Below are 26,996 nucleotides of genomic sequence, written 5' to 3'. Positions count from 1 at the left end.
AGGATATGCGGCATCCGGCCAAAATAAAACCTCTTGGGGCAGAATCTCCAACGCGCGCAGCAGTAGGGGCGACAGAGAGCGAACTCACCCGAGCAAGCTGTTAAATTCATCGAAATAACGGTATAATTTAGCCAACTTCGTTCGGAGACCAATCAGCACGCAAGCGATTTGTCCCCAGAACATTAACGAGAGGACGAACACGAACTATGAATGCCATTCCAATCCATCTGCTGTCAGGCTTCCTGGGCAGCGGCAAAACAACCCTTCTAAACCATGTGGTAGATTACTATAAAGCACAAGATGTGAAGGTCGCGATCATCATGAATGAGCTCGGCGACGTCAACTTAGATGGTCAATTCGTCGATCAGGATGTACCTATGGCCGAAATGCTAAGCGGCTGCATCTGCTGCACCATTCGCGGCGATCTGAGCATCGAGCTGAAAGAGTTGATCGAGGAGCATCAGCCTGATGTTGTGTTGATTGAGTCGACGGGCGCTGCCAATCCGATGGAGATCATCGATGCGATTACGGAGGCGGCTTTGTTCATGCGCCTCGATCTACGCACGATCGCAACGGTCGTCGACGGACCGGAGCTGCTCGTTCGCAGCCGCCGGGGCGGCAAAACCTTCAAGCTCATGCAGGATCAAATTCGCTGCGCGACGGATCTGATCGTCAACAAAGCCGACAAGCTTGCACCGGAGGAGCTCGTAGAGGTCCAGCAGCTGGTACGCGAGCTGAATGCGTATGCTCCGCTCACGGTGACGGTTCGCTGCGTCGTCGATTTGGGGATGTTCGATCAAGCAGCCGCGGCCAAAACGAAACCGGAGGCCGGCGCAGCACAGCCGGCGCAGAACGGCAATCATGTCTGCGGCGCTAACTGCCAGCATGACCATGATCACGAACATGATCATGACCACGACCACGATCATGACCATGACCACGATCACGATCACGATCATGACCATGACCACAACCACACTGACGAGCCTTATAATTCGCATGCGCATGTTATGACGCTGACGCATTATTTGTCAGGTCCCGTTGACAGTCATGCCTTCGAAGCACTCATTAACAGACTGCCGAAGGAAGTATATCGAGCCAAAGGCATCGTCACATTCAGCGATACGAACAGTCGATTCCTCTTCCAATACGCCTATCGCGAGGTGGAATTTATTCGGATCACGCCGCAGGGAACTGTGAATGACGTTGCGGTGTTCATCGGGGAGCATTTTGCCAAGGATGTCTTGGAGCGGGAATTGGCAGAGCTTACAGAGGCTCATTAAGATTAGTGAGTTTGGAATATTTTGGGGTATGTCGGGGATACTATCGCAGAATGGGCAGTTTTATAGCCCGCGAAAGGGAGCTGATGTACATGACAACAAATCGGTTGCGTACGCGGCTGGCCATCCTCGGCACAGCTGCCGCGCTCATTCTAACAGCAGGAACGGTATACGCGAATAGTGCTGAAATTGCGATTCCATCCTCCGACCAGCTGCAGGCGCAGCATGAACAGAAGCAAGAGCACTGGAAACATGGCGATCACGGCAAAGGCCGTGAACACCGCGAGGCTCGGAAGCTGGAACATCTGCAGAAAGCGGCTGTTTACTTCGGGATCTCAACCGAAGGGAAAACCGCAGAGCAATTGCAAGAAGAGCTGAAAGCTGCCATTAAGAAGAGTCCTACGAAGTGGGAGAAATTCAAGGCAGAGAAGAAAGCGGAGCGATTGGCACGTCTGCAAGAGAAAGCGGCACGTCTGGGTATCAAGACGGAAGGGAAAACAGCCGAGCAGCTTCGCGAAGAACTTCACGCAGCCTGCAAGGAGCATGGCATGAAGAAGGATGAGAAGGGCCAGAAGTCCAAGTCTTATTCTGCTTCATAATAAACCGCAAACAACAAGGGCAGTCTCAGAAAGTTGCAAAAGCGACTTTCAAGGCTGCCCTTGTTTTGCTAATGTGGCTGGTATCGCTAGGATACGCTTCGTATGCGCCCGAGCCAGGACAAGGCCAACCCATCGATCCCACGCGATGAATATTGAGAGTGCGACAAACGTACGCTCAGCACTAGAAAACACGCTGAAATGAAGCTGAGAGTTCCAAAGTCGCACGCTCAGCAAACAAACTAACCCGATTCCCTCCGAGATGGATGCTGAGAATGCGTCAAACGAACTCTCACCATTTAAACCACGCCATAATGGAGCTGAGAGTTCCAAAGCCGCTCTCTCAGCAGGCAGTCTAATTCGATTCCCTCCAGTCGAATGCTGAGAGTGCGACAAACAAACTCTCACCACCTAAACCGAGGATGTGTGGTCCTGGGAGCTACTCATTACTCGTTTCTGCTGCATTTCGGTGGATGTGTGGTCCTGGGAGCTACTCATTACGCGTTTCTGCTGCATTTAGGCGAATGTGTGGTAGTGGGAGCTACTCATTACTTGTTTTTGCTGCATTTAGGCAGAGGTGTGGCTCTGGGAGCTACTCATTACTCGTTCCCACTGGATTTCGGCGGATGTGTGGTAGTGGGAGCTACTCATTACTCGTTTCTGCTGCATTTCGGTGGATGTGTGGTAGTGGGAGCTACTCTTTACTCGTTTCCGCCGACTTTCGGTTTATCAGACACCACGCCGAAATGAAGTTGAGAGTTCCAAAGTCACACGCTCAGTATACAGACTAACTTGATTCCTCCCTCACGATGATGGTGAGAGAGCAGAAAACAAACTCTCACCACCGAAACCACGCCGAAAATATGCTGAGAGTTCCAAAGTCGCACGCTCCGCAAACATACTAACCCAGTTTCCCCCCTCCCGTAATCAGCTCGCATATACCCGAATACGACTAAATTAGCCTTGTACGATCCGTTAGAGCTTCCCGCGAAATATATGCGATTAATATGATCCAATTTGTTTGCGCAGATAGGTTTACTCAGTGTGCTGAGGTGGAAATGTTGCAGAACATGCAACAAATCGGACGTTACGATGGGTGAAACCCATTTATGTTGCAGATTCTGCAACATTTTTAAAGTTCGGAGCACTAAAGGGGCATATAGTGGAGGTAATGTTGCAGAATCTGCAACAAATTGCCCATTGCATAAGCAGAACGCCATTTATGTTGCATGAAATGCAACATTTCCGCTTAGGACGAGCTCCCATAGGCGGCCAAGCCAGGTAAGCGGTCAAGTATGAACTCCAGCAGGTGGCCAAGCCAGGTAAGCAATCAAGTACGAGCTCCCAAAGGCGGCCAAGCCAGGTAAGCGATCAAGGATGAGCTCCAGCAGGCGGCCAGACAGAGCGAATTTGCATGAAATGCAAATGAAACACTTTCGCTCAGGACGAGCTCCCGCAGGCGAAGCCATGCCGAGAGCCAGCACCCTGCGCCTCTTCCCCCAGCCTCCTGGCCCTCCCCAAAACAAAGGAGCTAAGCGCATCCCAGCCGCTTAGCTCCTTTCCATTACGCTATAACCGAAGTCTGTGCCTGTATCTTGCGGAACACCTCGAAGCTTCTCCGAGCGCAATCCGAAATGGCGATCGGATGGAAGCCGGTTACTTCCGCGTACAGCTTGTCGTTCAGCGGTGTCGTCCAAGAAGCAGGCAGTGCGCCGGCCCCGAGCATCGCGCCGAGGATGGAGCCGACAGTCGCTCCGTTGCAATCCGTATCCCAGCCGCCGAGCACGGCCGTCGTAATGCCTTTCTCGAAGTCGCCGCCGGAGTAGATCAAAGCTGCCGCACAGAGCGCCGCATTATTGTTCGTATGCACGGCATCGTAATGCTTGAACGCTTCCCAGATGCGGCTGACCAGTTCAACTTGATCCGTCGTCGAATTGGCGATCTCGATGGCGAATCGAACATCGTGCGCGAGTCTGCTTCCCGAAGGGATAACGCTGAGCCCAATCTCTACGATGCGGCGCACGTCAGTCTCTACGAAAGCAGCGGCAATCATAGCCGAGCAGAACATCGCGCCATAGATGCCGTTCTTCACATGGGAGAACGAGGAATCCTTCCAAGCGAGCTCCGCTGCCAGCTCAGGATTACCGGCAGCGCCGTATGCGTACCCGTCAACGCGGATTTGCGCGCCGATCCATTCCCGGTACGGATTCAGATAGGTGCGCACCCAATCCTTAGAGGCAAGCCGATCTTCCGGGCTGGAATCGCCCATATGCGAGGTTACTTGGGCATAGTTCAGATAAGCCTGCGTTTCCGCCGTGCAGACCTGGGCATAGCTGAGCTTGCGGTGCCACATTTTGCCGATATCCCACGAGTCGAAGTCCGTTCCGCGTTCCTCCAACATATGAAGGCCGAGCACGGTGTAGCGGATATCGTCATCCGTTTCCATGTATGCGATATGCTCGCGCGTGCTCGCTTTGCACCACATGGCGATATGCAGGTCCGGGTAGTCCGCTACACTGGCGGACTCGACAGGCGTATACCCTTGAATCGGCCAGGCATCCGCGCCTTCAAACCACAGCTTCACATTCTCCCAGCCGGGTCTGCCGCCGGAACCGTTCATGTACGGACCTGCCTCGAGCGGCTTGCCGAGCGCGCAGCCCACGGAACGACCGAGCCATGCGCCGTTAAACTTATCGAGCCACTCGCCATCGGTTAGTGAAGGCGCTGCAATTGCCGGTCCTGCCGGGCTTTCGGCACGGATCGTTTCCAGATCGGAAGGCTCCGAATAAGGGAAATCCGCTCCAATCGGAAGTGCCATCAATTCATTGTAGATATCCATCAGCGCGGACTCGTTATAGCCGTTAGCTTTAGCCGCAGCTGCCGCCTCCGCTTTAACCGCCTCCAGCTTCTCTGCAAACCCGGTCACATCACAGCCTTCTTCGCCGCGCTGCTTGATCTCTTCTTGAATCAGTGAAAATAAGGGAGCCCAACCTGCCATATCGCATTCACCTGTCCTCTCTAACGTATATATCTATTGTAGCGGACAACAGTTGATGCATCTTCTCATGGTACAGGCGGGAAACTCTCATTTTTTGCGGGAGCTGCATCCGGTGCAAGCCCGAGGGTTTGGCGAAAATGAACCGGTGAAATGCCTGTCGACTCCTTGAATACACGGTAAAAGGTAGCTAGGCTTTGGAAGCCGCATTCGAACCCGATATGAGCCACTTGCTTGTCGGTTCCGGCCAGCAGCCGCTTCGCTTCTTGGACCCGAAGCATAGCCACATAGTCGGCGAACCGTCGGCCTGTAGTCTCATGAAACACACGACTCGCCCGAGAGACGCTGATGCCGAGCTCCTGCGCGATATCTTGGAGACTGATCGATTCGCGGTAGCGCTGCTCCACCAGTGAGGCTAATGCCTTGGTCTGATTGACCGATTGCACCATCATTCGCTGCTGCGAGGCGGTAAGTCCGCTGTGGTAATGCCGCAAGAGCAGGCCGCACAGCTGGATGAGCGCACTCTTGGCCAGCGCGATATAGCCCGGCTTTCTCTCGCGCAGCTCCCGTTCAATGGCGGTCATCCATGGCGCGATGGCCGCAGCAAGCGGGGTATCGGCGGCAATGAGATTGCTGAAATGCTCCGAATGGTAAGAGAAGGGAAGCAGCAAGCTGGGATCTTCCTTCATGAGCAGGTCGCTGTCGAAATTCAGAAACAGATAGTGACTGGGATGAAGCGGATCGGACTGCGCGATATGCAGCTCCTCATTATTAACAAGGAAGAAGTCGCCTTCCCGGACATGATATTGTTTATTGCCAAAATAAAACGTCCCCGTCCCCGACAAACATAATCCCATTTCTAAACTTGTATGCGCATGCAGGGGCTGTCGATAGGCTTTAGGTGTCCAATAGAAGGCGTTAATCGGAATTTCATGCTCATACGTAATCGTAAGCTTCATAGACGGAATTTCCTCCTTATCACAAAGCGATGATAGCGGGATAGCCCAAAAGACTCTCTTTTTAGGGACAAACCGATTGTGCAGAATCGGTTTTGACGATACTATTGGGATAGATAAGAGGTGGAACATGCATCAGATGCGCTTCAAATGGAGTTATCTTGCAGCAATTGTCGTATCCCTGGCGCTTTGGGCGGCCATCATTATGGGCGTAAAGCAGCTGCTGCACTAGAAAGATGTCAATCGCACGGGTGTTTCCCGGAGCGAAAGGCATCTTTTTTAGTTTCACGATCATAGAGTTCAAGCATATCATCTTGCAACAATCGGTCAACCAAATTACACTGATAGGCGAGTAGTACTAGGACTTCAAGCAAGCAGCAATGAAAGATGAACCGAAGGAGACAGTGGGATGAAGGCATTAAGCGCAAAGGAAAAATGGTCTTATGGATTAGGCGCACTTGGGCAAAACCTGATTTATGGTCTCGTAACTACCTTCCTGATGGTTTTCTACACAGATGAGTTCGGCATTAATGCTGCGATTGTCGGCACGTTGTTTCTGATTGCACGGATATGGGATGCTGTGCTTGACCCGGTGGTGGCTGTGTTTATCGACCGCGTCAATACGAGATGGGGCAAATTCAAACCGTTTGTGCTGATTGGCGGCGTCATTGTCGCTTTGCTAACCGTAATGTGCTTCTACGCCCCTGACTTTAGCATGCCAATGAAAATTGCCTACATCTATGTCACGTACATGCTCTGGAACACGGCATATTCCCTATTCGACGTACCGTATTGGTCCATTGCACCAACGCTCACGAATGATCCGGCAGAACGTACTAAAATCATTGCCTTTCCCAAAATCCTCGGTGCAGTCGGCATTATCATTGCCAGCGGTGCAGTCAGTCCGCTTGTGAAGGCGCTTGGCGGTAACGATGATGCAAACGGTTACTTGTGGACGGCGATTATATTTGCACTCATCTGTGTCTTGCTTATCATGCTGATGTTCCGAAACACACATGAGCGATTAGTTGGAACAAGAGCAGAGCATGAGTCGCTCAAAGCCAGCGTAAACGTCGTCATTCGGAATAAACCGCTGCTAATTGTGACGCTTGCCAGCTTCTTCGCCACAACGCCGCTCGTGCTGAAGAATACGATGGCGATTTATTTTATGAAATATAATGCTGGTGACGAAGACAAGCTTCCGCTGTTTCTGTTAAGCGCGATGCTTCTGATGCTCGTGGCAATGGGCATCACGCCGAAGATAGCGGCGAAGAGAGGGAAGAAAACGACCTTCATTATCGGCGGTATGATTGGAATCGTGGCGAATCTGGTACTCTTCTTCATCCAACCGGAGAATACAGCCGCCTTGTTCACTGTCAATGCGATCAGCATGTTCGGACTCGGCTTCATTCTAGTCCTGATTACATCGATGCAGGCGGATACCATTGAATATGCAGAGTGGAAGACGGGGAAACGCTCCGAGAGCATTGTGACCTCCGTCGGAACGTTCAATGCGAAGCTTTGCTCTGCAATCGCAGGCGCGATAGCGGGATACGGACTTTCGCTGTCCGGCTATGTGGCTGATCAAGACCAAACCGATACCGTGCTGACAGGTATTCATGTGATGATGTCCATCTTACCGGCAATCGGCTTGCTGCTTTGTGTTCTATGTATCTCGTTCTATCAACTAACTGAACATCGATACGCGGAGATGATGGTAAGCCTGAACGCGAGGAAGAAGGGTTCATAGATAATTACATAAACCCCCAGTCATTGTAGACAGCTTGTCATATAATACAGCATGTCTACTTGAAAGGAGTTGATGTGATTATGGCTTATTCAACGGGCGTAGTTACCAACACCAGAGCTTCCGGAACTGCGGCGACCAATATCGTCGTGAACACGAGAAATCTGGACACTGATGATTCCGTTTGGATTACTGTACAAGTATTCGCTTCTGTCGATTCCAGTGACTTCTATACGGCGTATTACTCCATGTACGAAGTACTTGAAGATTCGTACGACGTACGGGAATTTTATATTGCAGGGAATGTCACGTATGAAGTGCAATTGTCGGTGACTGTAGAAGCAGGGGTGCCGAATGCGCTGATGTCCGTAACCGGACTCGACGAATATGGAAACTTGGTCGAAGACCAGCGTTACACGCAAGCCGACCTTGCTTTCATTACCAGTCTCAGCCCAATTAAGCTGTAACTACACATGAAGATGGCTCGTTTGCAGAAAACTGCGAACGAGCCATTTTTCGATTCACCTTATTCGATAAGAAGTGCGATTAATCGGCTGACGGCATCATCCTGCCCATGCCGCCGCATACGCTCTTTGATCGCATCCCGATTGCTGTACAGCCTGGCAAGGCGCGATAAGAAGGCTTCATCGGTCAGCTCTTCCTCCTGCAGCACCTCGCAATAACCGGATTGCCGGAACGATTCGGCATTCAGAATCTGATCGCCGCGGCTCGCATCCTTCGAAAGCGGGATGAGCAGCATCGGCTTGCCGAGTGCGAGAAACTCGAAGATCGAATTCGAGCCGGCCCGTGATATGACCAGTTCCGTACAAGCGAGCGCATCAGCCAGCTCATCATGGATATATTCATATTGCCGGTAGCCGGGAATGCCGTCGCAGCTTGCATCGAGCTCCCCTTTGCCGCATATATGAATGATTTGGTACGTGCGCGTCAGCTCGGCGACATTATGCCGGATGGCTTCGTTGATGCGCTGGGAGCCGAGGCTTCCGCCCATAATGAGAAGGACAGGCTTGCCCGGGGTGAATTTGCACCATTTGATGCCTTTCCACGCGCTTCCCTTGCGCAGCTCACTGCGGATGATCGGTCCGACATGAACGGCTTTGTCGCCTTTAATATGCTGGGCGGTCTCCGCGAAGGTAATGCAGATTCGCTTAGCGAATGGTCCTGCGATCCGATTAGCAAGGCCGGGGGTCAAATCCGATTCATGGATGATGACCGGCACCCGGTTCAGCCAAGCGCCGATGACGACCGGAACGGAGACGAAGCCGCCTTTGGAGAAGAGCATGTCAGGCTTCAGTGCTCTAATGAGGCGGAAGGCTTGGAAGACGCCTTTGACGACACGGAAGGGATCTTTCATATTTTCCAAATCGATGTAACGGCGCAGCTTACCTGTCGAGATGCCGTAATAATCGATGCCAGAGAGTCGGCTCACGAGCTGCTTCTCAATCCCGTTCTTCGAGCCGATATACGAGACCTTCCAGCCCCGTTCGAGCAGTGTGGGGATTAGTGCCGTATTGACGGTCACATGTCCCGCTGAGCCGCCGCCGGTAAACAGAATATGGCGCGGCTTCGTTTCCCGTGGCGGGGAAAGGGTTTGATTTGGCATGAGGGCACTCCTTGATAACATCATTATGACAAGCGTACCACAAGTTTCAATAAGTCGGGAGATAGTGAAGGACGTTACTGAACCACTTTCTATATCTTAGAACACTATGCGCGTATACAGGGCGAACATGACAAGGAAATCCCTCGCTATGGCTTGACTTTGAAAATGATTTTCATTATCATGCAATGTAGTGAAGAAATCTTTATCATCAGGGGGCACTTACATTGTTTAAGACAAGTACGATTAGAAAGTTTAGTTTGATCATGACGGGTTTGCTGGCATTGATGCTGGTTCTATCCGCTTGCGGCAACAAATCCGAGAATAACAGTGGCAACACCGCAACTGAGAATAGCGGCAACACTGCTGAGAACGCCGGCAACAACGCGGCAGCTGAGCCTCCGACTGAGAAAGTAGTTAAGGATGGCATGGGCCATGATGTTACAATTCCTGCTGAACCGAAGCGTATCCTCGCTTCTTATTTAGAAGATCCGGTAATAACGCTTGGCAAGACGCCTGTTGCTCAGTGGTCTGTAGCAAACGGCGTTCAAGATTACCTGGCTCCGCAACTGAAAGATGTGCCAACAATTGGCTGGGATCTGCCGGTTGAGAATGTACTGAGCTTAACACCCGATCTCATCATCGTAGGTTCCGAGTCTGCTGTACAGAAGGGGCTTTATGAGCAATATGCGAAGATCGCTCCTACTTATGTACTTGGCGACAAAGTAAACAACGACTGGCGCGAGACGCTTAAAACAATCGGCGGCCTGCTGGGTCAGAGCGAAGATGCGGACAAAGCAATTGCCGAGTACGATCAGAAAGCAGCCGACACCAAAGCGAAGCTTGCCGGTGCGATCGATAAGCAATCCGTAGCCGTTCTATGGCTGGTAGCGAAGAACTTCTACATCGTGGATGAAACCAAATCAAGCGGCGCGGTCCTTTACAAGGATCTTGGCTTAACGCCTCCGAACCTGGTTAACGAAATTCCGGAGAAGTCCAAAGCTTCTTGGAATCCGGTAGCGATGGAGAAGCTTGCGGAATTGACAGCCGATCACATCATTCTGGTGAACAGCGACAAAACCGATGCAGCCGAAACGTTGAAAAACCCAGTATGGAAGAACATCCCTGCCGTGAAGAACAATCATGTTTATGAAGTTCCGGCTTCAAGCGCATGGCTCTACTCCGGCAAAATCGCCGGCGAGCAAATGATGGACGATGCGGTTAAGCTGCTCGTTAAATAATAATTTAGAAGCGTGCAATCCTCTCATTTCGATGAAGAGGAGCTGCACGCTTTTATTTTGCATACGGTAATATCGACACTGACAGCGGTTTCATCTTCTGTGTTATAATTAGAGTCGAAACGTTTCAAACCATATGTAGGCAGGATGACAGACTATGAATGTGTTGCGCAAGCTCCCGATCAGAGGGCAGATGTTTCTCATTGCTGCATTAACGATGGGCATGATTATCGCCATTCTGCTGTTTAACTACAGCCGAAGCGCTGCCTTTCTGACGAAGAACAACGAGGTCTATACAAACGATATGTTCAGCCAGATTGAACAAACGATTCTATCGAATTATGATGTTGTGAAATGGCTGACCTACAACGTCGCCTATAATAAATCGATCCAGGATTATTTGCTGGACGAGGATCCCTTGTCCAAGCTGCAGCGTTATCCGACGCTCAGGAATTTATTCATCAACTTATCTACGGTTAAGCCGGGGATCTTGGATTTCCTAATCATCGGTAAGAACGGCGAAACCTTCTCCCTGCAAGGCAGTACGCTGAGTCAGTTTAACGTCAAGATGCCGAAGAAGGCAGACTCGTATTTCTCTGCCATTCAAACCTGCAAGAACATAGGGCTCGAACGTTACTGCTTCGCTGTCGGTACGAACATTTTCTCCAGTGACATTCACAATAACTATACGAACGAGATCGGTCAGATCATCCTGCTTATCGACGCAACTACACTTACCGGCGGCTATGACATCAAATCTCTCCAGCCCGGAACAAGCGTATATTTGCTGGATCGGAACAACACGATATTCATGAGTAATGCACGTGACAAAATCGGACAACCATTCCACTTGCCAAGCGACGAAGCGGATAACGGCATCGTGCAGGTAGATGGCAAGCTGCAGCATATTCAAGTGAAGGAGCTGCCCCAGATCGGCGGGAAATTCGTCCGTTTGATTCCGGATGATGTTTTCTTCAAGGATATCCGCAAGCTGCGCAAGCAGACGATGATTGCCTTAGGTATCGGTATCCTGCTGATGATCATTCCGTTCGTGCTGATCCTGAACAATATGATTTTGCCGCTGCGCAAACTCTATCATTATATGAGAATTCATCATAAGGACGATTTGAACAAAAGGCTGGATTTGCAAGGATCTACAGAAGCGGAAGTCATCGGCATCCGGTACAATCAGATGCTCTCGGACGTACAGGATCTCACCGAGCAGCTGGTCGATTCCAACGAACGGCTGTTAAAGTCGGAAATTGAGAAGAAGCGCGCCGAGTTTGATTTTCTCAAGAGTCAGGTCAATCCGCATTTCCTTTACAATACACTGGATACGATTCGCGGGCTCGCCTCCGAGCGAGGCGTGCCGGAGATCCGCGAGATGACCGGGGCTTTGTCTCGGATATTCCGATACAGTATCAAAGGCCAGGACACCGTATTGTTGTCTGATGAAATCCGCATTGCAGAAGCGTATATGAACATTCAGATGATTCGCTTCTCGAACCGATTTACCTTTCAGTGTGATATTCCCGAGAGCTTAAGGTCTGCTGTTGTACCGAAAATGATCCTGCAGCCCTTGGTCGAGAATGCCGTCTATCACGGGCTTGAACCGAGATATGAACAAGGCAAACTGACCATTACCGCTCACTATGATCTCAACAGCGGGCATGATCTGATTGTGACCGTCAGCGATGACGGCGTTGGCATTGACGAGAAGCGCCTGGCTCGATTGAGGTACCAGCTTCATTCGGACCGTCAGGTGAAGCCGGATGCCGCGAAGTCTGCCGGCGTTGGACTGATGAATGTCCATCATCGTTTGCAATTTCATTATGGCCATGATTATGGACTGGATATATGGAGCAAAGAAAATAGAGGCACCGTCGTTACGATCCGGATTCCCGTTCAAATGGAAGGAGGAGCTAATCCTGTATAGAGCTATAATTGTCGATGACGAGCAGTGGGTCGTGAAGAATCTGCTGGATACCATCGTGTGGTCCCGTTTTGGCTTTGAGATCGTCGCTACCGAAACGCAAAGTCCAAGAGCGCTTGAGCTCATGAAAGAGATCAATCCCGATTTGGCCTTCATTGATATTCGGATGCCGCAGATTAGCGGTTTGGAGCTCATTAAGAAATGTAACGAGCTGCAGCTGGATACGCTCTTCATTGTCGTCAGCGGCTTTGCGGAGTTCTCGTATGTACAGAAATGCATGAACCTCGGAGCGATCGGGTATTGTCTGAAGCCGATCGAGGAAGAGGAGATCATTCCGCTGCTCAAGAAAGCCAAAGAGAGGCTGGATGAACGTTCGGCCAAAGATGTGCCTTCTATGCTGGAGTGGATTGTCGAGGATAAGCAAGAAGGCAGCGAGCGAGTGATGAAGCTGCTGACCAATGCCGGCATCGATGCTGCGAGCGGCTTACGCGTTGTTGTCGGCTTGGATGTGAACGACTCGAATCTGCTTCGTCCGTATCGGCATATGAGGCTGAGCGCAAGCGGGGGGAAAAGCGTATATATTGCGATGGAAGAAGAGGATCAGCCGGAATCGCTGTACGGCCATTTGGCGAATAGCAGCGCTACATTCCGCGGCATCGGGATCAGCGGATTATTCCATCACGTGGCAGAGCTGAAGGGAGCCATCGAGGATGCGGAGATGGCAGCCTTTCAATACTTTATAACCGGCCACCCTACTGTGCTCCAAGTCGGTGAGTCGAAGGGCTTCTCGGATTTCAAACAGCTGCCCGCTGCGCTTCAGAATCGAAATTTGTCTGAATTAATGTCGCTGTTTGAGCAATATGAGCAATCATTCCGTGCCGGCGCCTATCAGATCAAGCACGCCTTCTTCCTCCACAACACGGTATTAACGACCATTATTCATTCGCAGAATAACGATTCAGAGAAGCTTGCCAGATACTTGCTGGTCGACTATGAACGATTAATCGAGCGATATCAAGATATCTCGGAATTAATTCAGGATTTGAATCGGATGTCCGGTGCATACTTGGGCGGCATGTATCATCAAGGGCATTTCCGCAGCGAATCATTCGTTGCCGTTATTGAATACGTGAACAATCACTACCAAGAGAATCTATCTCTTCAGATGCTGGCTGATGAATTTTTTATGAACCGGAATTATATCAGTCAGCTGTTTATCAAGCATGTCAGCCAGTCGTTTACGGATTACTTGGCTGAGCTTCGCGTCCGTCATGCCTGTGAGCTGCTGAGGAACAGCAACTTGCCCGTCCACCGTGTAGGGGAGCGTGCAGGTTATCCCGATGCTTATTATTTCAGCAAAATATTCAAGAAGATCGTCGGCAAGACGCCAAGAGAATATCGAGTGAGTAAATAGGAACGGCATCCTGCCGTTCTTTTTTTATTGAACGAAAATGGACAATTATTATTAGTTCTTGTCTATTTGTTAGATGTAAGGAGAAGCCTAACGGAAAATGTCCGATTCTGAATACAAAAGCTGCTATTCATTGTACATGGGAAGCGCTTTCATTTGCGGCTAATATAGTTCTATAAGAAACAGAACAGCAGGTAAGACGACTTACATGTATTGGGGATGGTTCAGTTGAACGGTACAGTGCTATGGAAACGGATCTTGCAGTATAAAATGTTTTATTTGTTCTTAGTGCCCATTGTCGTTTACTACGCAATCTTCGCGTACATCCCGATGTACGGCGTCACACTCTCCTTCAAGAAATTCATGTACAACAAAGGCATATTGGGCAGTCCATGGGTTGGGCTGGACAACTTCCGATACATCTTCAAGTACTCCGATTTCTGGACGGCGTTCCAGAATACGATTGTCATCAGTATCGGCAGGCTCATCATCGAGTTTCCGATGGCGATTATCGTAGCCCTGCTGCTTAACGAGGTAGCAGGCTCCAAGCTGAAGAAGCTGTACCAGACCGTTTTCACGTTTCCGCATTTTCTATCCTGGGTCGTGCTTGGCGGTATTCTCGTGAATATCCTTGGCAACACAGGCGCGGTACATTTGGTGCTATCCCATATTGGACTTGAGAATGTCAGTTTGCTATCCGATCCGGATACGTTCAGAGGTTTACTGTACTCGACGAATATATGGAAAGAAGCAGGCTGGGGAGCCATTATCTATCTGGCCGCTATTGCCGGGATAAGTCCTGAGCTGTATGAGGCGGCTTATATGGATGGCGCGAACAGGTGGAAGCAGATGCTTCACATTACTTGGCCATCGATTAATGGAGTTGCTGCAATGATGCTGATTCTGGCTGTCAGCGGCATTATGAATGGCGGTTTCGATCAAATTTTCAACCTGTACAGCCCTGGCGTATACGATGTTGCGGACATTCTCGATACGTTTATGTACCGATTATCGTTCTCCGGCAGAGTTAATCTTGGCTTCGGTATCATTACGGCAGTTGGATTGTTTAAGTCGGTTATCAGTTTGGCCCTCTTGCTGATTGCTAATTATTTCGTGAAACGTATGGGTCAGGAGGGGCTGATGTAATGGCAGAAACTACAGTTGTAAATCAGAACGTCGGCGGCGGCCAAGACGAGCATCGTTTGGCAAACAGGGGAAAGAGTAAAGCAGACATCATCCTGCATGCCCTATTCATCATCGCAGCAGTAGCGGCCATATTTCCGTTCTACACCGTATTAATCAGCTCATTCGGAACGCCGACTGGCTTGATCTGGCCGACGACCTTTACACTTGAGGGGTACGAGCAGATTATTAAGTACGGCGTCGGCAGAGCCTTCGCGGTCTCGATGTCTGTTACAATTATTGGAACGTTCCTCAGCTTGTTTCTAACGACGGTTGCCGCTTATGCGCTCAGCAAGAGAGGGATGCCGGGCTGGAAGTATATTATGGGCTTTATTATCTTCACGATGTTCTTCGGCGGCGGCCTCATTCCGTACTACTTGACGATTAAGGGTGTTGGCTTACAGAACAGCTATTGGGTTATGATTCTCCCATCAGCGCTGAATACGTTCTATATATGGATCATGCTTTCCTTCTTCCGGGACTTCCCGGCGAGCTTGGAGGAGTCGGCTAAGATCGACGGGGCAGGCGATTTCGCCATTCTGATGCGTATCGTCATTCCGACCTCGATGCCGGTCATTGCTTCGATCTCGCTCTTCTACGCGGTAGATCGCTGGAACGATTGGTATACGCCGATGCTGTTCCTGACCGATGCGGATAAATATCCGATGCAGCTCATGCTGCGCAACATGTTGACTAGTATTTCTCAAATATTAAGCATGAATAACGGCGTATCGGTTATCGATCAATCGAAAGTGAAAATTCCACAGGATTCACTCAAAATGGCAGCAATCATGGTAACGAGCTTACCGATCATGGCCGTCTATCCCTTCCTGCAAAAGTATTTCACTAAGGGGGTGATGATCGGTTCGATCAAAGGTTAACGCCTTTGAAGCTGATTACCCGTACCTGAGCCTTGAAAGAAGATCCATTACTTGAGGGGGATACAAAAGATATGAAGAACAAGAAAACTCTTACCGTAGGTCTTAGCACAGCGCTGATTGCAACCACCTTGCTGGCAGGTTGCGGGTCGAATGCAGATACAACAAACAATGCAGGCAATGCAGCGACAACGAACAATGCTGCCAACACGGGCAACGGGAATGCAGCCGAAGCCGATCTGTACAAAGAGCATCTGGAAGTGTCCATTGCGTATTTCGACATCGCTTCCGCGATCAAAGATGGCCAACCGGACGATATGCTGAAGATGATTCAAGATAAATTCAATATTACAATCAAGCCGGTTAACGAATCTTGGAGCGATTACTCGGACAGAACGAAGCTGTGGGCCGCTTCCGGTCAACTGCCTGATGCCTTCTTCTCGGATGCGACAAGCGGCGACTTGTTCAATCAATGGGTCGATCAGGGGATCATTAAACCGCTGCCGGACGATATGGGCAGATTTCCGAATCTGAAGAAATATATCGATCTTCCGGACGTTCAAGGCGCGAATGCTGCCGATGGCAAGAGCTACTTCGTACCAAGGATGCTTGCTAACCGCAATGAGCTTCCGAACGACCGCGGCATTCTGATTCGCAAGGATTGGATGGAAGAGCTGGGGCTCAAAGATCCGACGACGTACGATGAGCTGAAGGCTGTATTGAAAACGCTGGCCGACAAGAAAGGCGTAATCGGACTGACGACGAATAACATCGGCTGGACGCATGACAGCGTCTTCCACAACGTTGCTCCTGGCGGCGGCTGGTGGCAGAAGGTAGACGGCAAATGGATTCCGGGCTGGATGACGGATGGCTATGCTGAAGTTGTAGAACGCGAGAGAGATCTGTTTAAATCCGGTCTGATGGATAAAGATTTCGCGGTTCCGAACATGGATGCCGACGGCAAGTTTAATCAAGGCAAAGCAGCTGCAATCGTTACTACTGTGAAAACCATGACTGGCATGATTCCGGGCTGGACAGCGGCAAACCCGGGCTCGAAAATTATCGATCATGTCAAAATCTTGCCGAACATTCCGGCAGCAGACGGCAAAAACTACTTGTACGGCTACTTTGACTACTGGTCCGGCACGCTCTTTAACGGAGAAGTCAGTGACGAGAAGCAAGAGCGCATTCTGGCCCTGCTGGATTGGCTTGCGTCCCCGGAAGGACAGAAGACCGTGTTCTACGGACTTGAAGGCGTAGATTGGGAGCCGAACGGCGATAAAATCACCAACAAGCATTCCGGAGAAGCAGGCTTTGATCTAGCGAAGAAGTACCCGTCTTCAACCGTATTTAACGGTCTGTCCATCTGGGGTGACGGCGTGCGTTATATTGAAGGTTATGGTCCGTCGGAGACGGAGCAAGTCCAACAGTACTTGGATGGTGTTGAAGCAGAGGCACTGAAAACCGGCGAGAAGGCTCCTGTAAACTGGGTTGTCAATTCCTTTGCCAGCTCGCTTAGCACAGGCGGCGGAGACCTTGACGGTTTGGTAACCAAGCTTGTTATGGGCAATGACGATATCAAAGCAGCGCTTAAGAAATTTGCCGATGAGCAAATGGGTCTTGGCTTGCAGGATGCGATCGATCAAGTGAACGAGAAGTTCAAGGATGAGAACTAAATAGCCGTACCCTTGGAGTGGGAGCCTGTTTGCGGGTTTCCACTCCAACCTTTTGTTCTGGCAGCGATTCGAATTAATTGGAGGTATAACCTAACCATGATAACGAACCACTTCGATGTATCGGATAACGGATGGAAGCTGGTATGGCATGAAGAGTTTGACGGGCCGGAGATTGATTTGTCGCGCTGGGATTATGATATTGACGGACATGGCTGGGGGAATAACGAGCTCCAGTATTATACGAGAGAAGCTCGAAATGCTTATATCGAAGATTCCAAGCTTGTAATTAAAGCGATCCAAGAGGAATACGAGGGAAGTCCATATACATCGGCGAAGCTGGTTACGCGAAACAAGGTGGACTGGACGTATGGACGTTTTGAAATCCGTGCGAGACTGCCCTATGGTCAAGGCATTTGGCCGGCTTTTTGGATGATGTCTACGGATTTACAGGTTCACGGTGACTGGCCGAGTGCCGGTGAAATCGACCTCATGGAGATGTGCGGACATGAGCCAAACAAAGTGCATGGCACGCTCCACATGGGCAATCCGCATTACTATAAAGGTGATTGTTATACGTTGGAATCCGGTAATTTCGCGGATAAGTTCCATACGTTTACGGTGGATTGGACGCCAACACAGATGAGATGGTACATCGATGGTCAGATTTACTATAAGAGCAGCGAATGGTATACACGAGAGACTGATTCTTCGATAGCCGAGCCTTACCCGGCACCATTCAACAAACCTTTCTATTTGATGCTGAACTTGGCCGTCGGCGGCAACTGGCCGGGCTATCCGGATGAGACAACGGTATTCCCGCAGACACTGGAAGTGGACTATATCCGTATCTATCAACCGGAAGACGGCAATTACGGACCAGCAATCTAAGTAAGCCTTGCAGGAGGTATAACTCGAATGAAAGCTCAAATCTTCAGCATGAATGAATGGATTTACCCGGACAGCATCGTTTCGGAGAACGGCAGCACAGCGATCAAGCTGCATACAGCAAGAGGCAGCTACGCTGCTTGTCAGATTCTGTTTAACGAAGTATCGCCGAACGCCGAGATTCATTGTGAGTTTGTACGTTCGACAAGCTGCGTATTTGTGCGCCAGCCGGAGGTCTATCAATTACTTGATATTTTGGTAGAAAAGAATACCGGCCCGATTAGCCACTGCATCAATGAAGGCGAATCTGCTGTAGGCTACACGACGCGCCAGGCGCCATTCCGGGTGTACGAAGCTATGAAGCCGCTTACGGAAGGTGTCGTTGCTCGCGCTGCTACGGAAGCACTGTATCTGTGCTGGGAAATTCCGACCGATGCGGGAGCAGGTACTTACACGGGGGAACTGGATGTAAGGATTGGTGAAGGGACTTGCCTCATTCCAGTCCAAATCGAGGTGCATCAAGCGGTCGTACCTGCAGAGGAGACGCTGGCGGTTACCAACTGGTTCAGCCTGCCGAATATGGCCAAGCGCTACAACGTAGAGCTGTGGTCGGAAGGGCACTGGGCAATGATCGAGAAGTATGGCAGACTGATGCGGCGTGCAAGGCAAACGCATTTCTGGGTGCCGATGGATGCGGTGCAGGTTAGCCTTGTGGGCGAAGATCGCTACCGGTTTGATTTTGCTAGAGCGGAGCGGCTTATTCGGCTGTACTTCAGCCTTGGATTTACGTTTATTGAAGGCGGTCTGGTTGCCGGACGCAAAGATTTCTGGGGCTCGGAGTTTCATATATGGAATACGTGGAACGGCGGAGAAGCGCTTAAAGCGATATCGACGGAAGGTTATGCGTATCTGTCGCAATTTCTGCCTGCTTGGCGAACGTTCCTCGAGCAGAATGGCTGGCTGGGCAAGCTGGTGCAGCATGTAGCGGACGAGCCGATCGGAACGAGCGTGGAGGAATATCGCATTCTATCGGGTATCGTTCGTAAATTCATGCCGGGCATTCCGCTGCTTGAAGCGGTAGAAACCTATGATCTGGCCGGTTCTGTCGATATCCTGGTGCCGAAGAATATCTACTACCTCGAGCATCGCGAACAGTTCGAGAAGCTGAGATCGCTTGGCGATAAGCTGTGGTTCTACACCTGCTGCTTCCCCGGGGGCTCTTCGATGAACCGCCTGTGGGACATGCCTTTGCTGCGGACGCGGTATTTGCATTGGGGCAATTACAAATATGATTTGGAAGGCTTCCTGCATTGGGGTCTTAATCATTGCGATGACGACAAAGATCCTTACGAGCAGACGGATCTTTGCTTCCCGCCGGGGGATACGCATATCACCTTCCCGGGAACGAATGGACCGATCGGAAGCGTGCGTTTAGAGGCGATGCGTGCAGGCATCGAGGATTATGAGCTTCTGAGGCAGCTTGCGAAGAAGGATAAGGGGCTCGCAGATGAACTGACGCATAGCTGCCTAATCAGCTTCAATGAGGCTAACGAGGATACGGCGCACTTCGAGCATGTGCACCGCAAACTGCTTCAGGCACTATCGGAGGAGAGATAAGATGGCACAGACTTTTGAGACGAAATGCGTCCATTCGCTTGTTAAGGTATTTGCCGATGAGGAGCTGCTGGAGTCCGCATTTCATGAGGGCTCAGCGCTGCTTGGCGAATATTATTCCTTTCAGGTCGCATACCGCGCCGCTTATCTGATGAAGAACATTCGGGTATTTGCCGAATCGCCGGATTTGGAGGGTGCCATCTCGCTTAGAAGCGTCGGCCTGGTACCTTCTGAGCTGACTAACTATAACGACCCTGACGATTACTTGCTGCGAACTACGCCGGGACTATACCCGGATCCGCTGTATCCGCTTGAGGATGGTACTGTACATGCGCTTCCGAAGCAGTGGCGGTCTGTGTGGGTTACGGTTAAACTCGGAAACGCCGGCGCTATTGCGCATGGCGAACATCCGATTAGGATTCGATTCACGGACGAATCCGGCGAGGAGCTTGGATCGGAGTCTTTCCGGCTTCGAGTTATTAATGCTGAACTGCCGGAGCAGCGTCTTCTCCACACGGAATGGTTCTATTTCGATTGTCTCGCCACCCAGTATAACGTCGATATCTTCTCGGAAGCGCATTGGAGCCTCATCGAGACCTATGTCGCTCATTATGCTGAATATGGCATGAACTTGATCTTGACGCCGCTGTTCTCGCCGCCGCTTGAGCTGGATTACGGCAAATATCGTCCGACTGTCCAGCTGATCGGCGTGAAGCGCATCGGTCATGGGCAAGAGCATGGTTATCAGTTCGATTTCTCGCTGCTGGAGAGATGGGTAGAGCTATGCCACCGCAATGACATCCATAGGTTCGAGTTCTCCCATTTGTTCACGCAATGGGGAGCGAAGCATGCGCCGAAGATCATGGCGGAGGTCGAGGGTGAGAATGTGCAAATTTTCGGCTGGGAGACCGATGCCGCCGGAGAGGAGTACAACCGATTCCTGACGCAGTTCATTCCGGAATTGGAGCAGTTCATTCGCTTGCATGGTCTGGAGCAAAGCTGTTATTTCCACTTGTCCGATGAGCCGACGCTTCATGATCTGGAATCGTATACGAAGGCAAGCACGCTTGTCCGTTCGTTGTTCAATGGCGAGTATCCGATCATCGATGCCTTATCCGAATTTGAGTTCTATGAGAAAGGGCTGCTGACGCATCCCGTTGTATCCACCGAGCATATTCACACCTACATTGCCGGCAAGGCCGATCCGCTCTGGGCGTATTATTGCTGCTGCGAGTACAAGCATAACGAATCGAACCGCTTCTTCAACATGCCATCGGCTCGCAATCGAATGATTGGCGTTCAGCTGTATAAGCACAATATTCAAGGGTTTCTGCACTGGGGCTACAATCACTGGTATTCTCAGCGTTCACGCCGCGTCATCGATCCGTTCACGGTGACGGATGCTGATCATGCTTTCCCTTCGGGGGATGCATTCTTGGTTTATCCGGGCAAGGAAGGTCCGATCACGTCCATTCGGCTTGAAGTGCTGCGCGAAGCATTCCAAGATATTCGAGCGCTTCAATTGCTGGAGAGCTGCATTGGCAAAGAAGCGGTGATTGCCTTGCTGGAAGAGGAAATGGCGGGGCCTCTTACGTTTAGAGATTATGAGAAAGGCAGTGCTTGGCTGCTGCGCATGCGTCAGCGCGTGAATCAGTGGATTCATGCCTGCAAGCAAGGGAAGTTCTCATGCTGAAGCGGACCGAGTGGCGGGAACCGATGCTCGTTCACGAGTCACAGCCTTGCGGCCCAGTCCCAACCATCTGCGATGAGGAAGGCATCTATCCGTATGTGAGTTTTAGCGAGACGGCGGAGCGGCCGGTGCTCCGCAAGCTGCGGATGATCGCGATCGAGAACGACTGGCTGAAGGTAACGGTATGTCCGGGTTTAGGCGGTAAGATCCATTCCATCCTCGATAAAGCAAGCGGCAAGGAGATTCTGTTCCATGCCGGCTCGGTGCGGCCGGTGCGCATCCTGCCGCGAATGGCATTCATCAGTGGCGGCATTGAGGTGAGCTTCCCGATTGCGCATACGCCTGTGCAGATCGAAGCGGTGCATGCTGCTGCCGAGCAAATCGATGATCGACTCTATATCTGGTGCGGCGAGCGAGAAGTGCGCTACGGGATGCATTGGACGGTGGAGTATTCGCTGGGGGAGCAGGACCGGCTCCTGACCCAGCGTACGACATTCGTGAATCCGACTTCGCAGGCGCATGCATGGATGTCTTGGTCCAATGCCGCTCTGCCTGCTCGCGCGGATTCACAGTTTCATTTCCCTGCAGGGCATGTGCTTCGGCATGCGGATGTGCTTGAAGAGCTGGAGTGGAGCAGGGAGCGCGAGTATCGTTTAGCGGATTTCGATCGAATGCAGGGGTTCTTCTGGAAGACATCCGATTGCACGGCATTCGGGATGTATACGCCGAGTCTAGGGAGCGGGCTGTACCATGTTGCCGACCCGGCGGTAACGCCTGGGATGAAGCTTTGGTTGTACGGCACCGGTCGACACGAAGCTTGGGCGCATCAGACTTCGCAGCGACAAGAGAGCTATGTCGAGATTCAAGCGGGGCCGCTGCTGGAGCAGGCGGACAATACCAAGCTGCAGCCGGGTGCCCGGCATACGCATGTGGAATATTGGCTGCCAAGTACAGTACCGCTGGACATTCGAGCGATTAAGCTGCCGACTCCGCGGCTCGTGGATCTTAGGCAAGTGCCGGTATTCGATTGGGTGAAGCGGGAGACGACATTGCCTTGGCTTGCGCTGTTGTCTGCTTATGAGGAGAGCAAGGACTTAGGCGTGCTGCTTCCGGCCCCGCCTGAACCTGAGAGCTGCTGCTGGCCTCCATCCGGAATGGAGCAGCTGGGCGAGGCGCTGCTCTGGGCGGCAATGCAAGAAGAGGATAAAGTGAGCCGATCGCTCTGGGTCTATTATCGGGCGGTATGGCTGGCGGCGCGTGATGAGATGGACGAAGCCATTGAGCTTCTGCAAACGCTGGAACTGGACTGTGCCTACGCGCTGCTCGGAAGACTGCTGCGCGTCGTGAAGCAGGACTATGAAGCGTCAAGAGTTACGTATGACTGCATGGAATCCGCAGCATGGCAGCTGCACCCGCAGCTGTTCATTGAGCGGGATATGACGCTCGAAGCCATCGGGCATTCCACGCTGGAGGAACGGGAGCGCTGGTTCAAGCTGGTGGATTCGCTGCAAGACGACGGGCTGGTGGAGCGCAAGGCGGCAATGTTAGTCGCTCGTGGTTCGCTGGCCGAAGCGAAGGCGCTCTTAGAGAACCATCGGTTCGGCAGCATCCATCAGCGTTATGAACGAACGCTTCTATGGATGCGAATCCATGAAGCGCTAGGTACCCCCAATGTTGAGATCCCCGAGCATCTGGGTGAAGATGATTTGGCCATATACGGTGCATACCGCGTATCGGATGCGAATAAGGAATCCTAGCTGGATCCGCGATGAGCCGCCCCCTTCACAAGTTGAAGGAGGCGGCTTTTTGGATATAAGGATACGCTTAGTCGCATAAAGATAACAGACAACGCTAGCATTCGGAGGCGATCGGTATGAACGAAGGGGTCAGTCGGTATGTGCCGGTACATCAGATTCGGTTCGTTACAGCATCCGCATTGTTTGACGGTCATGACGCATCCATCACCATCATGCGGCGAATATTGCAGGCGAGCGGCGCAGAGGTTATCCATCTGGGACATAATCGATCCGTACGCGAGATTATAAAAGCAGCCATTCAAGAGGATGTTCAGGGCATCGCGGTATCCTCGTATCAGGGCGGACATGTGGCATTCTTTAAATACATGGTGGATTCGCTCCGGGAATCGGGGGCTGGCCATATTCGCATATTTGGGGGAGGCGGGGGCGTAATTCTGCCTGCGGAAGCGGAGGAGCTTCATCGCTACGGTGTAACGCGGATCTTCTCTCCTGAGGACGGAAGGCGACTTGGATTGCAAGGCATGATTAACGTCATGCTGGAGGCTTGCGATTATTCGACGGTGGCCGATTTCGGTGATAAGCCTGCGGAGCTTGGGACCGGGAACGATCGCATAACGGCACGCTTCATGACTTTGGCAGAGCAGCGGGTAGCAGCCGCAGCGACTGAAGCAGCGCGACTCGGAGAGCTGTTCGCGGACGTTGCATTGGTAGCTGGGGGCGCGCCTGTTCTGGGTATTACGGGTACCGGCGGCGCGGGCAAGAGCTCCCTGACCGACGAGTTCGTGCATCGTTATCTGCAGCATGACCCTCTCAAGACGATTGCCGTATTGTCGGTCGATCCAACCAAACAGAAGACAGGCGGCGCGCTGCTTGGCGACCGCATTCGGATGAACGCGGTGTATTCGGACCGCGTGTTTATGCGGAGCTTCGCCACCCGCGGGTCAAGATCGGAACTGTCCGCAGCGATTGCGGACGCTATCGTGACAGCGAAAGCCGCAGGCTATGATTTAATCGTCGTGGAGACGAGCGGCATTGGCCAGGCGGATAACCAAATTACGGCGGTGGCGGATCTCTCGGTCTATGTCATGACGAGTGAATTCGGCGCGCCGAGCCAGCTGGAGAAGATAGAGATGATCGATTACGGTGATCTGATCGTAATTAATAAGTTCGATCGCCGCGGCTCCGAGGACGCGCTGCGAGAGGTGAAGAAGCAGGTCCAGCGAAGCCGGCAGCAGTTTGACCGGAATTGGCAGGACATGCCGGTGTACGGCACGAATGCGAGTCAATTCAATGATGCAGGGATGAGCCGGTTATTCGCGGCCATCATGCAGAAGCTGAGTGAGCGAGGCGGCGAAGCGGGAGCTGATGCGGGCGCGGCAGGCAAGGTAAGTGCGGCCAATGGGACGGATGCCAATGCGACGACTGCGGCGTCCGACGTCACCGCAGCCAGCCAAACCGACCAAATCGGCCAGCCCGGTCAGCCATCGCAGAAGCAAACGATCATCCCGGATGAACGAAGCGGCTATCTGAGTGAAATCGTGCAAACCGTCCGCCGCTACAAGCAGCTGACCGAGGAGCAAGCCGCGGCCGCGAGAATGTGCTACCGCATCGAAGGAACGCTTGAGGCGGCGCACTCAGCGGGCGACGAGAACGCGATTCCCTCACTTGAGCGGCTGCGCAATTCGTATTTCAGCAAGCTGAACGAAGCATCGCGAACCATTCTGCAGCAGTGGCCCGCACTAGTGAAGGCGTACCGTAACCAGACGCTTACCACGACCATTCGCGGCCAAACGTTCACAAACGAGCTGTATACCAGAACCTTGTCCGGCCTGGATATTCCGCGAGTTGTGCTTCCGACCTATGAGGATTGGGGCCAGCTCATCCACTGGGCATACCAAGAGAACCGCCCCGGCGAATTTCCGTACACGGCAGGCGTTTTCCCCTTCAAGCGCGAGGGGGAAGACCCGAAGCGTCAGTTCGCTGGAGAAGGTACGCCGGAACGGACGAACCGCAGATTCCATTACCTCTCGAAAGGGGAGCAGGCCAAACGCCTCAGCACCGCGTTCGATTCCGTAACCTTGTACGGAGAAGATCCAGCGTACAGACCCGATATCTACGGCAAAATCGGTGAGAGCGGCGTCAGTGTCTGCACGCTCGACGACATGCGCAAACTGTACGCCGGTTTTCGGCTGTGTCATCCGGCTACATCCGTCTCGATGACAATTAATGGGCCGGCGCCTATGCTGCTGGCGATGTTTATGAATATCGCCATCGAGCAGCAGCAGCTGGAAGCGGCCGCAAGCAAGCCTGGCGGCACTCTCACCTCAGAGGAATCTGCGGATACCCGCAAGCAAACGCTCCGCACTGTTCGCGGCACGGTGCAAGCAGATATTCTCAAAGAAGACCAAGGGCAGAATACATGCCTCTTCTCCATGCCGTTCGCGCTTCGGATGATGGGGGATATTCAGCAATATTTTATCGATCACGATGTACGGAATTATTATTCCGTGTCCATCTCCGGCTATCATATCGCGGAGGCGGGGGCGAACCCTATTACGCAGCTTGCGTTCACGCTGGCAAACGGGTTTACGTATGTCGAGTATTACCTCAGCAGGGGGATGCCGATCAACGCGTTTGCACCGAACCTGTCGTTCTTCTTCAGCAACGGGTTGGATGCGGAATATTCGGTCATCGGAAGAGTAGCGCGGCGCATCTGGGCGGTAGTGCTGCGGGACCGATACGGTGCCGACGAGCGAAGCCAGAAGCTGAAGTATCATATCCAAACCTCAGGCCGCTCACTGCATGCGCAGGAGGTAGACTTCAACGATATCCGCACTTCGCTTCAAGCACTGATGGCGATTATGGACAATTGCAATTCGCTGCACACGAACTCCTATGACGAAGCGGTCACGACGCCATCCGAGGAAGCTGTCCGCCGGGCAATGGCGATTCAGCTCATTATTAACAAAGAGCTCGGGCTGATGCGGTGCGAAAATTTGCTGCAAGGCTCGTATCTGATCGAGCAGCTGACGGATTTGGTAGAGGAAGCGGTACTGCTGGAATTCGAACGGCTGCATGTGCGAGGCGGCGTGCTCGGGGCGATGGAGTCCCAGTATCAGCGGGGGAAGATCCAAGATGAATCGTACTTGTACGAGATGAAGAAGCATAGCGGCGAACTCCCCATCATCGGCGTAAATACATTTCTGAATCCGCAGCCCAAGGAGCATGTAGCGGAGCTGCAGGTAGCGCGGGCGACCCCAGAAGAGAAGGAGCAGCAGATAGCGGGTTTATGCAGCTTCCATGAGCAGCACAAACAGACTGCACCTGAGGCACTGCAGAGGCTGAAGCAAATTGCGATTAGCGGCGGCAATTTGTTCGAGGAGCTGATGGACACCGTCAAAGTGGCAAGTCTTGGGCAAATTACACACGCGCTCTATGAGGTCGGAGGCCAGTATCGGCGCAATATATAGGACACGCAGAAACACCAGAAAACCCGCAGCCTTCCTAGAGAAGGAGCGGGTTTTCGTTCGTCCTGTC

At 51.9% G+C, this 26,996-nt stretch carries 18 protein-coding genes; 15 read left to right on the top strand and 3 right to left on the bottom strand.

Annotated features, from left to right (window positions below; all coding sequences use genetic code 11):
• The first annotated feature begins 206 nt into the window (after positions 1–206).
• Both BLW29_RS21310 and BLW29_RS21305 read left to right on the top strand, forming a co-directional pair.
• The gene (locus BLW29_RS21310) at positions 207–1,283 is read left to right on the top strand and encodes a CobW family GTP-binding protein (RefSeq protein ID WP_090983324.1); all 1,077 of its coding nucleotides are present in this window, start codon (positions 207–209) and stop codon (positions 1,281–1,283) included.
• Positions 1,284–1,372: 89 nt separating this feature from the next.
• The gene (locus tag BLW29_RS21305; RefSeq protein WP_090983322.1) at positions 1,373–1,879 is read left to right on the top strand and encodes a hypothetical protein; all 507 of its coding nucleotides are present in this window, start codon (positions 1,373–1,375) and stop codon (positions 1,877–1,879) included.
• A 1,561-nt stretch (positions 1,880–3,440) separates the two neighbouring features.
• Here the strand turns inward: BLW29_RS21305 and BLW29_RS21295 are convergent.
• A complete protein-coding gene (locus tag BLW29_RS21295) occupies positions 3,441–4,874 on the bottom strand; it encodes an ADP-ribosylglycohydrolase family protein (RefSeq protein WP_090983320.1) in 1,434 nt (477 codons plus the stop codon).
• A 65-nt stretch (positions 4,875–4,939) separates the two neighbouring features.
• Positions 4,940–5,830 carry a helix-turn-helix transcriptional regulator gene (locus BLW29_RS21290; RefSeq protein WP_090983319.1) on the bottom strand — a complete coding sequence of 297 codons (891 nt, stop codon included), beginning with the start codon at positions 5,828–5,830 and terminating at the stop codon, positions 4,940–4,942.
• A 406-nt stretch (positions 5,831–6,236) separates the two neighbouring features.
• On the opposite strand from BLW29_RS21290, the gene BLW29_RS21285 reads away from it, so the two are divergent.
• Positions 6,237–7,577, top strand: a complete 1,341-nt coding sequence (locus tag BLW29_RS21285) for an MFS transporter (protein WP_090983317.1) — start codon at positions 6,237–6,239, stop codon at positions 7,575–7,577.
• 80 nt (positions 7,578–7,657) lie between these two features.
• The gene (locus BLW29_RS21280) at positions 7,658–8,041 is read left to right on the top strand and encodes a hypothetical protein (protein WP_090983315.1); all 384 of its coding nucleotides are present in this window, start codon (positions 7,658–7,660) and stop codon (positions 8,039–8,041) included.
• A gap of 59 nt (positions 8,042–8,100) precedes the next feature.
• Here BLW29_RS21280 and BLW29_RS21275 read toward each other — a convergent pair whose 3' ends face one another.
• The gene (locus BLW29_RS21275) at positions 8,101–9,198 is read right to left on the bottom strand and encodes an undecaprenyldiphospho-muramoylpentapeptide beta-N-acetylglucosaminyltransferase (protein ID WP_090983313.1); all 1,098 of its coding nucleotides are present in this window, start codon (positions 9,196–9,198) and stop codon (positions 8,101–8,103) included.
• A 224-nt stretch (positions 9,199–9,422) separates the two neighbouring features.
• Here BLW29_RS21275 and BLW29_RS21270 point away from each other — a divergent pair, with 224 nt between their 5' ends.
• The 11 genes from BLW29_RS21270 to icmF all read left to right on the top strand — a co-directional run bounded on the left by BLW29_RS21270 (position 9,423) and on the right by icmF (position 26,929).
• Positions 9,423–10,436, top strand: a complete 1,014-nt coding sequence (locus BLW29_RS21270; protein ID WP_256208762.1) for an iron-hydroxamate ABC transporter substrate-binding protein — start codon at positions 9,423–9,425, stop codon at positions 10,434–10,436.
• A gap of 154 nt (positions 10,437–10,590) precedes the next feature.
• A complete protein-coding gene (locus tag BLW29_RS21265) occupies positions 10,591–12,369 on the top strand; it encodes a sensor histidine kinase (RefSeq protein ID WP_090983311.1) in 1,779 nt (592 codons plus the stop codon).
• The gene (locus BLW29_RS21260) at positions 12,266–13,780 is read left to right on the top strand and encodes a response regulator (protein WP_371264769.1); all 1,515 of its coding nucleotides are present in this window, start codon (positions 12,266–12,268) and stop codon (positions 13,778–13,780) included. Before BLW29_RS21265 ends, BLW29_RS21260 begins: the two co-directional genes overlap by 104 nt.
• Before the next feature lie 225 nt (positions 13,781–14,005).
• Positions 14,006–14,923 carry an ABC transporter permease gene (locus tag BLW29_RS21255; protein ID WP_256208761.1) on the top strand — a complete coding sequence of 306 codons (918 nt, stop codon included), beginning with the start codon at positions 14,006–14,008 and terminating at the stop codon, positions 14,921–14,923.
• Positions 14,923–15,840, top strand: coding sequence for a carbohydrate ABC transporter permease (locus BLW29_RS21250; RefSeq protein WP_090983305.1), 918 nt, complete (start codon positions 14,923–14,925; stop codon positions 15,838–15,840). Before BLW29_RS21255 ends, BLW29_RS21250 begins: the two co-directional genes overlap by 1 nt.
• 71 nt (positions 15,841–15,911) lie before the next feature.
• On the top strand, positions 15,912–17,513 hold the full coding sequence (locus BLW29_RS21245) for an extracellular solute-binding protein (protein ID WP_090983303.1): 1,602 nt from the start codon (positions 15,912–15,914) through the stop codon (positions 17,511–17,513).
• 96 nt (positions 17,514–17,609) lie between these two features.
• Positions 17,610–18,401, top strand: a complete 792-nt coding sequence (locus tag BLW29_RS21240) for a glycoside hydrolase family 16 protein (RefSeq protein ID WP_090983301.1) — start codon at positions 17,610–17,612, stop codon at positions 18,399–18,401.
• A gap of 27 nt (positions 18,402–18,428) precedes the next feature.
• A complete protein-coding gene (locus BLW29_RS21235) occupies positions 18,429–20,015 on the top strand; it encodes a DUF4091 domain-containing protein (protein ID WP_090983299.1) in 1,587 nt (528 codons plus the stop codon).
• A 1-nt stretch (position 20,016) separates the two neighbouring features.
• Complete coding sequence (locus tag BLW29_RS21230) at positions 20,017–21,705, top strand: DUF4091 domain-containing protein (protein WP_090983297.1); 1,689 nt, start codon at positions 20,017–20,019, stop codon at positions 21,703–21,705.
• Positions 21,699–23,459 carry a DUF5107 domain-containing protein gene (locus BLW29_RS21225; RefSeq protein WP_090983295.1) on the top strand — a complete coding sequence of 587 codons (1,761 nt, stop codon included), beginning with the start codon at positions 21,699–21,701 and terminating at the stop codon, positions 23,457–23,459. Before BLW29_RS21230 ends, BLW29_RS21225 begins: the two co-directional genes overlap by 7 nt.
• Positions 23,460–23,575: 116 nt before the next feature.
• Complete coding sequence (gene icmF, locus BLW29_RS21220; RefSeq protein WP_090983293.1) at positions 23,576–26,929, top strand: fused isobutyryl-CoA mutase/GTPase IcmF; 3,354 nt, start codon at positions 23,576–23,578, stop codon at positions 26,927–26,929.
• Positions 26,930–26,996: the final 67 nt, after the last annotated feature.

It is taken from the genome of Paenibacillus sp. CF384 (genome assembly GCF_900106745.1).
GTDB lineage: Bacteria > Bacillota > Bacilli > Paenibacillales > Paenibacillaceae > Paenibacillus_Z.
This window is presented reverse-complemented; position numbering and strand designations above follow the sequence as displayed.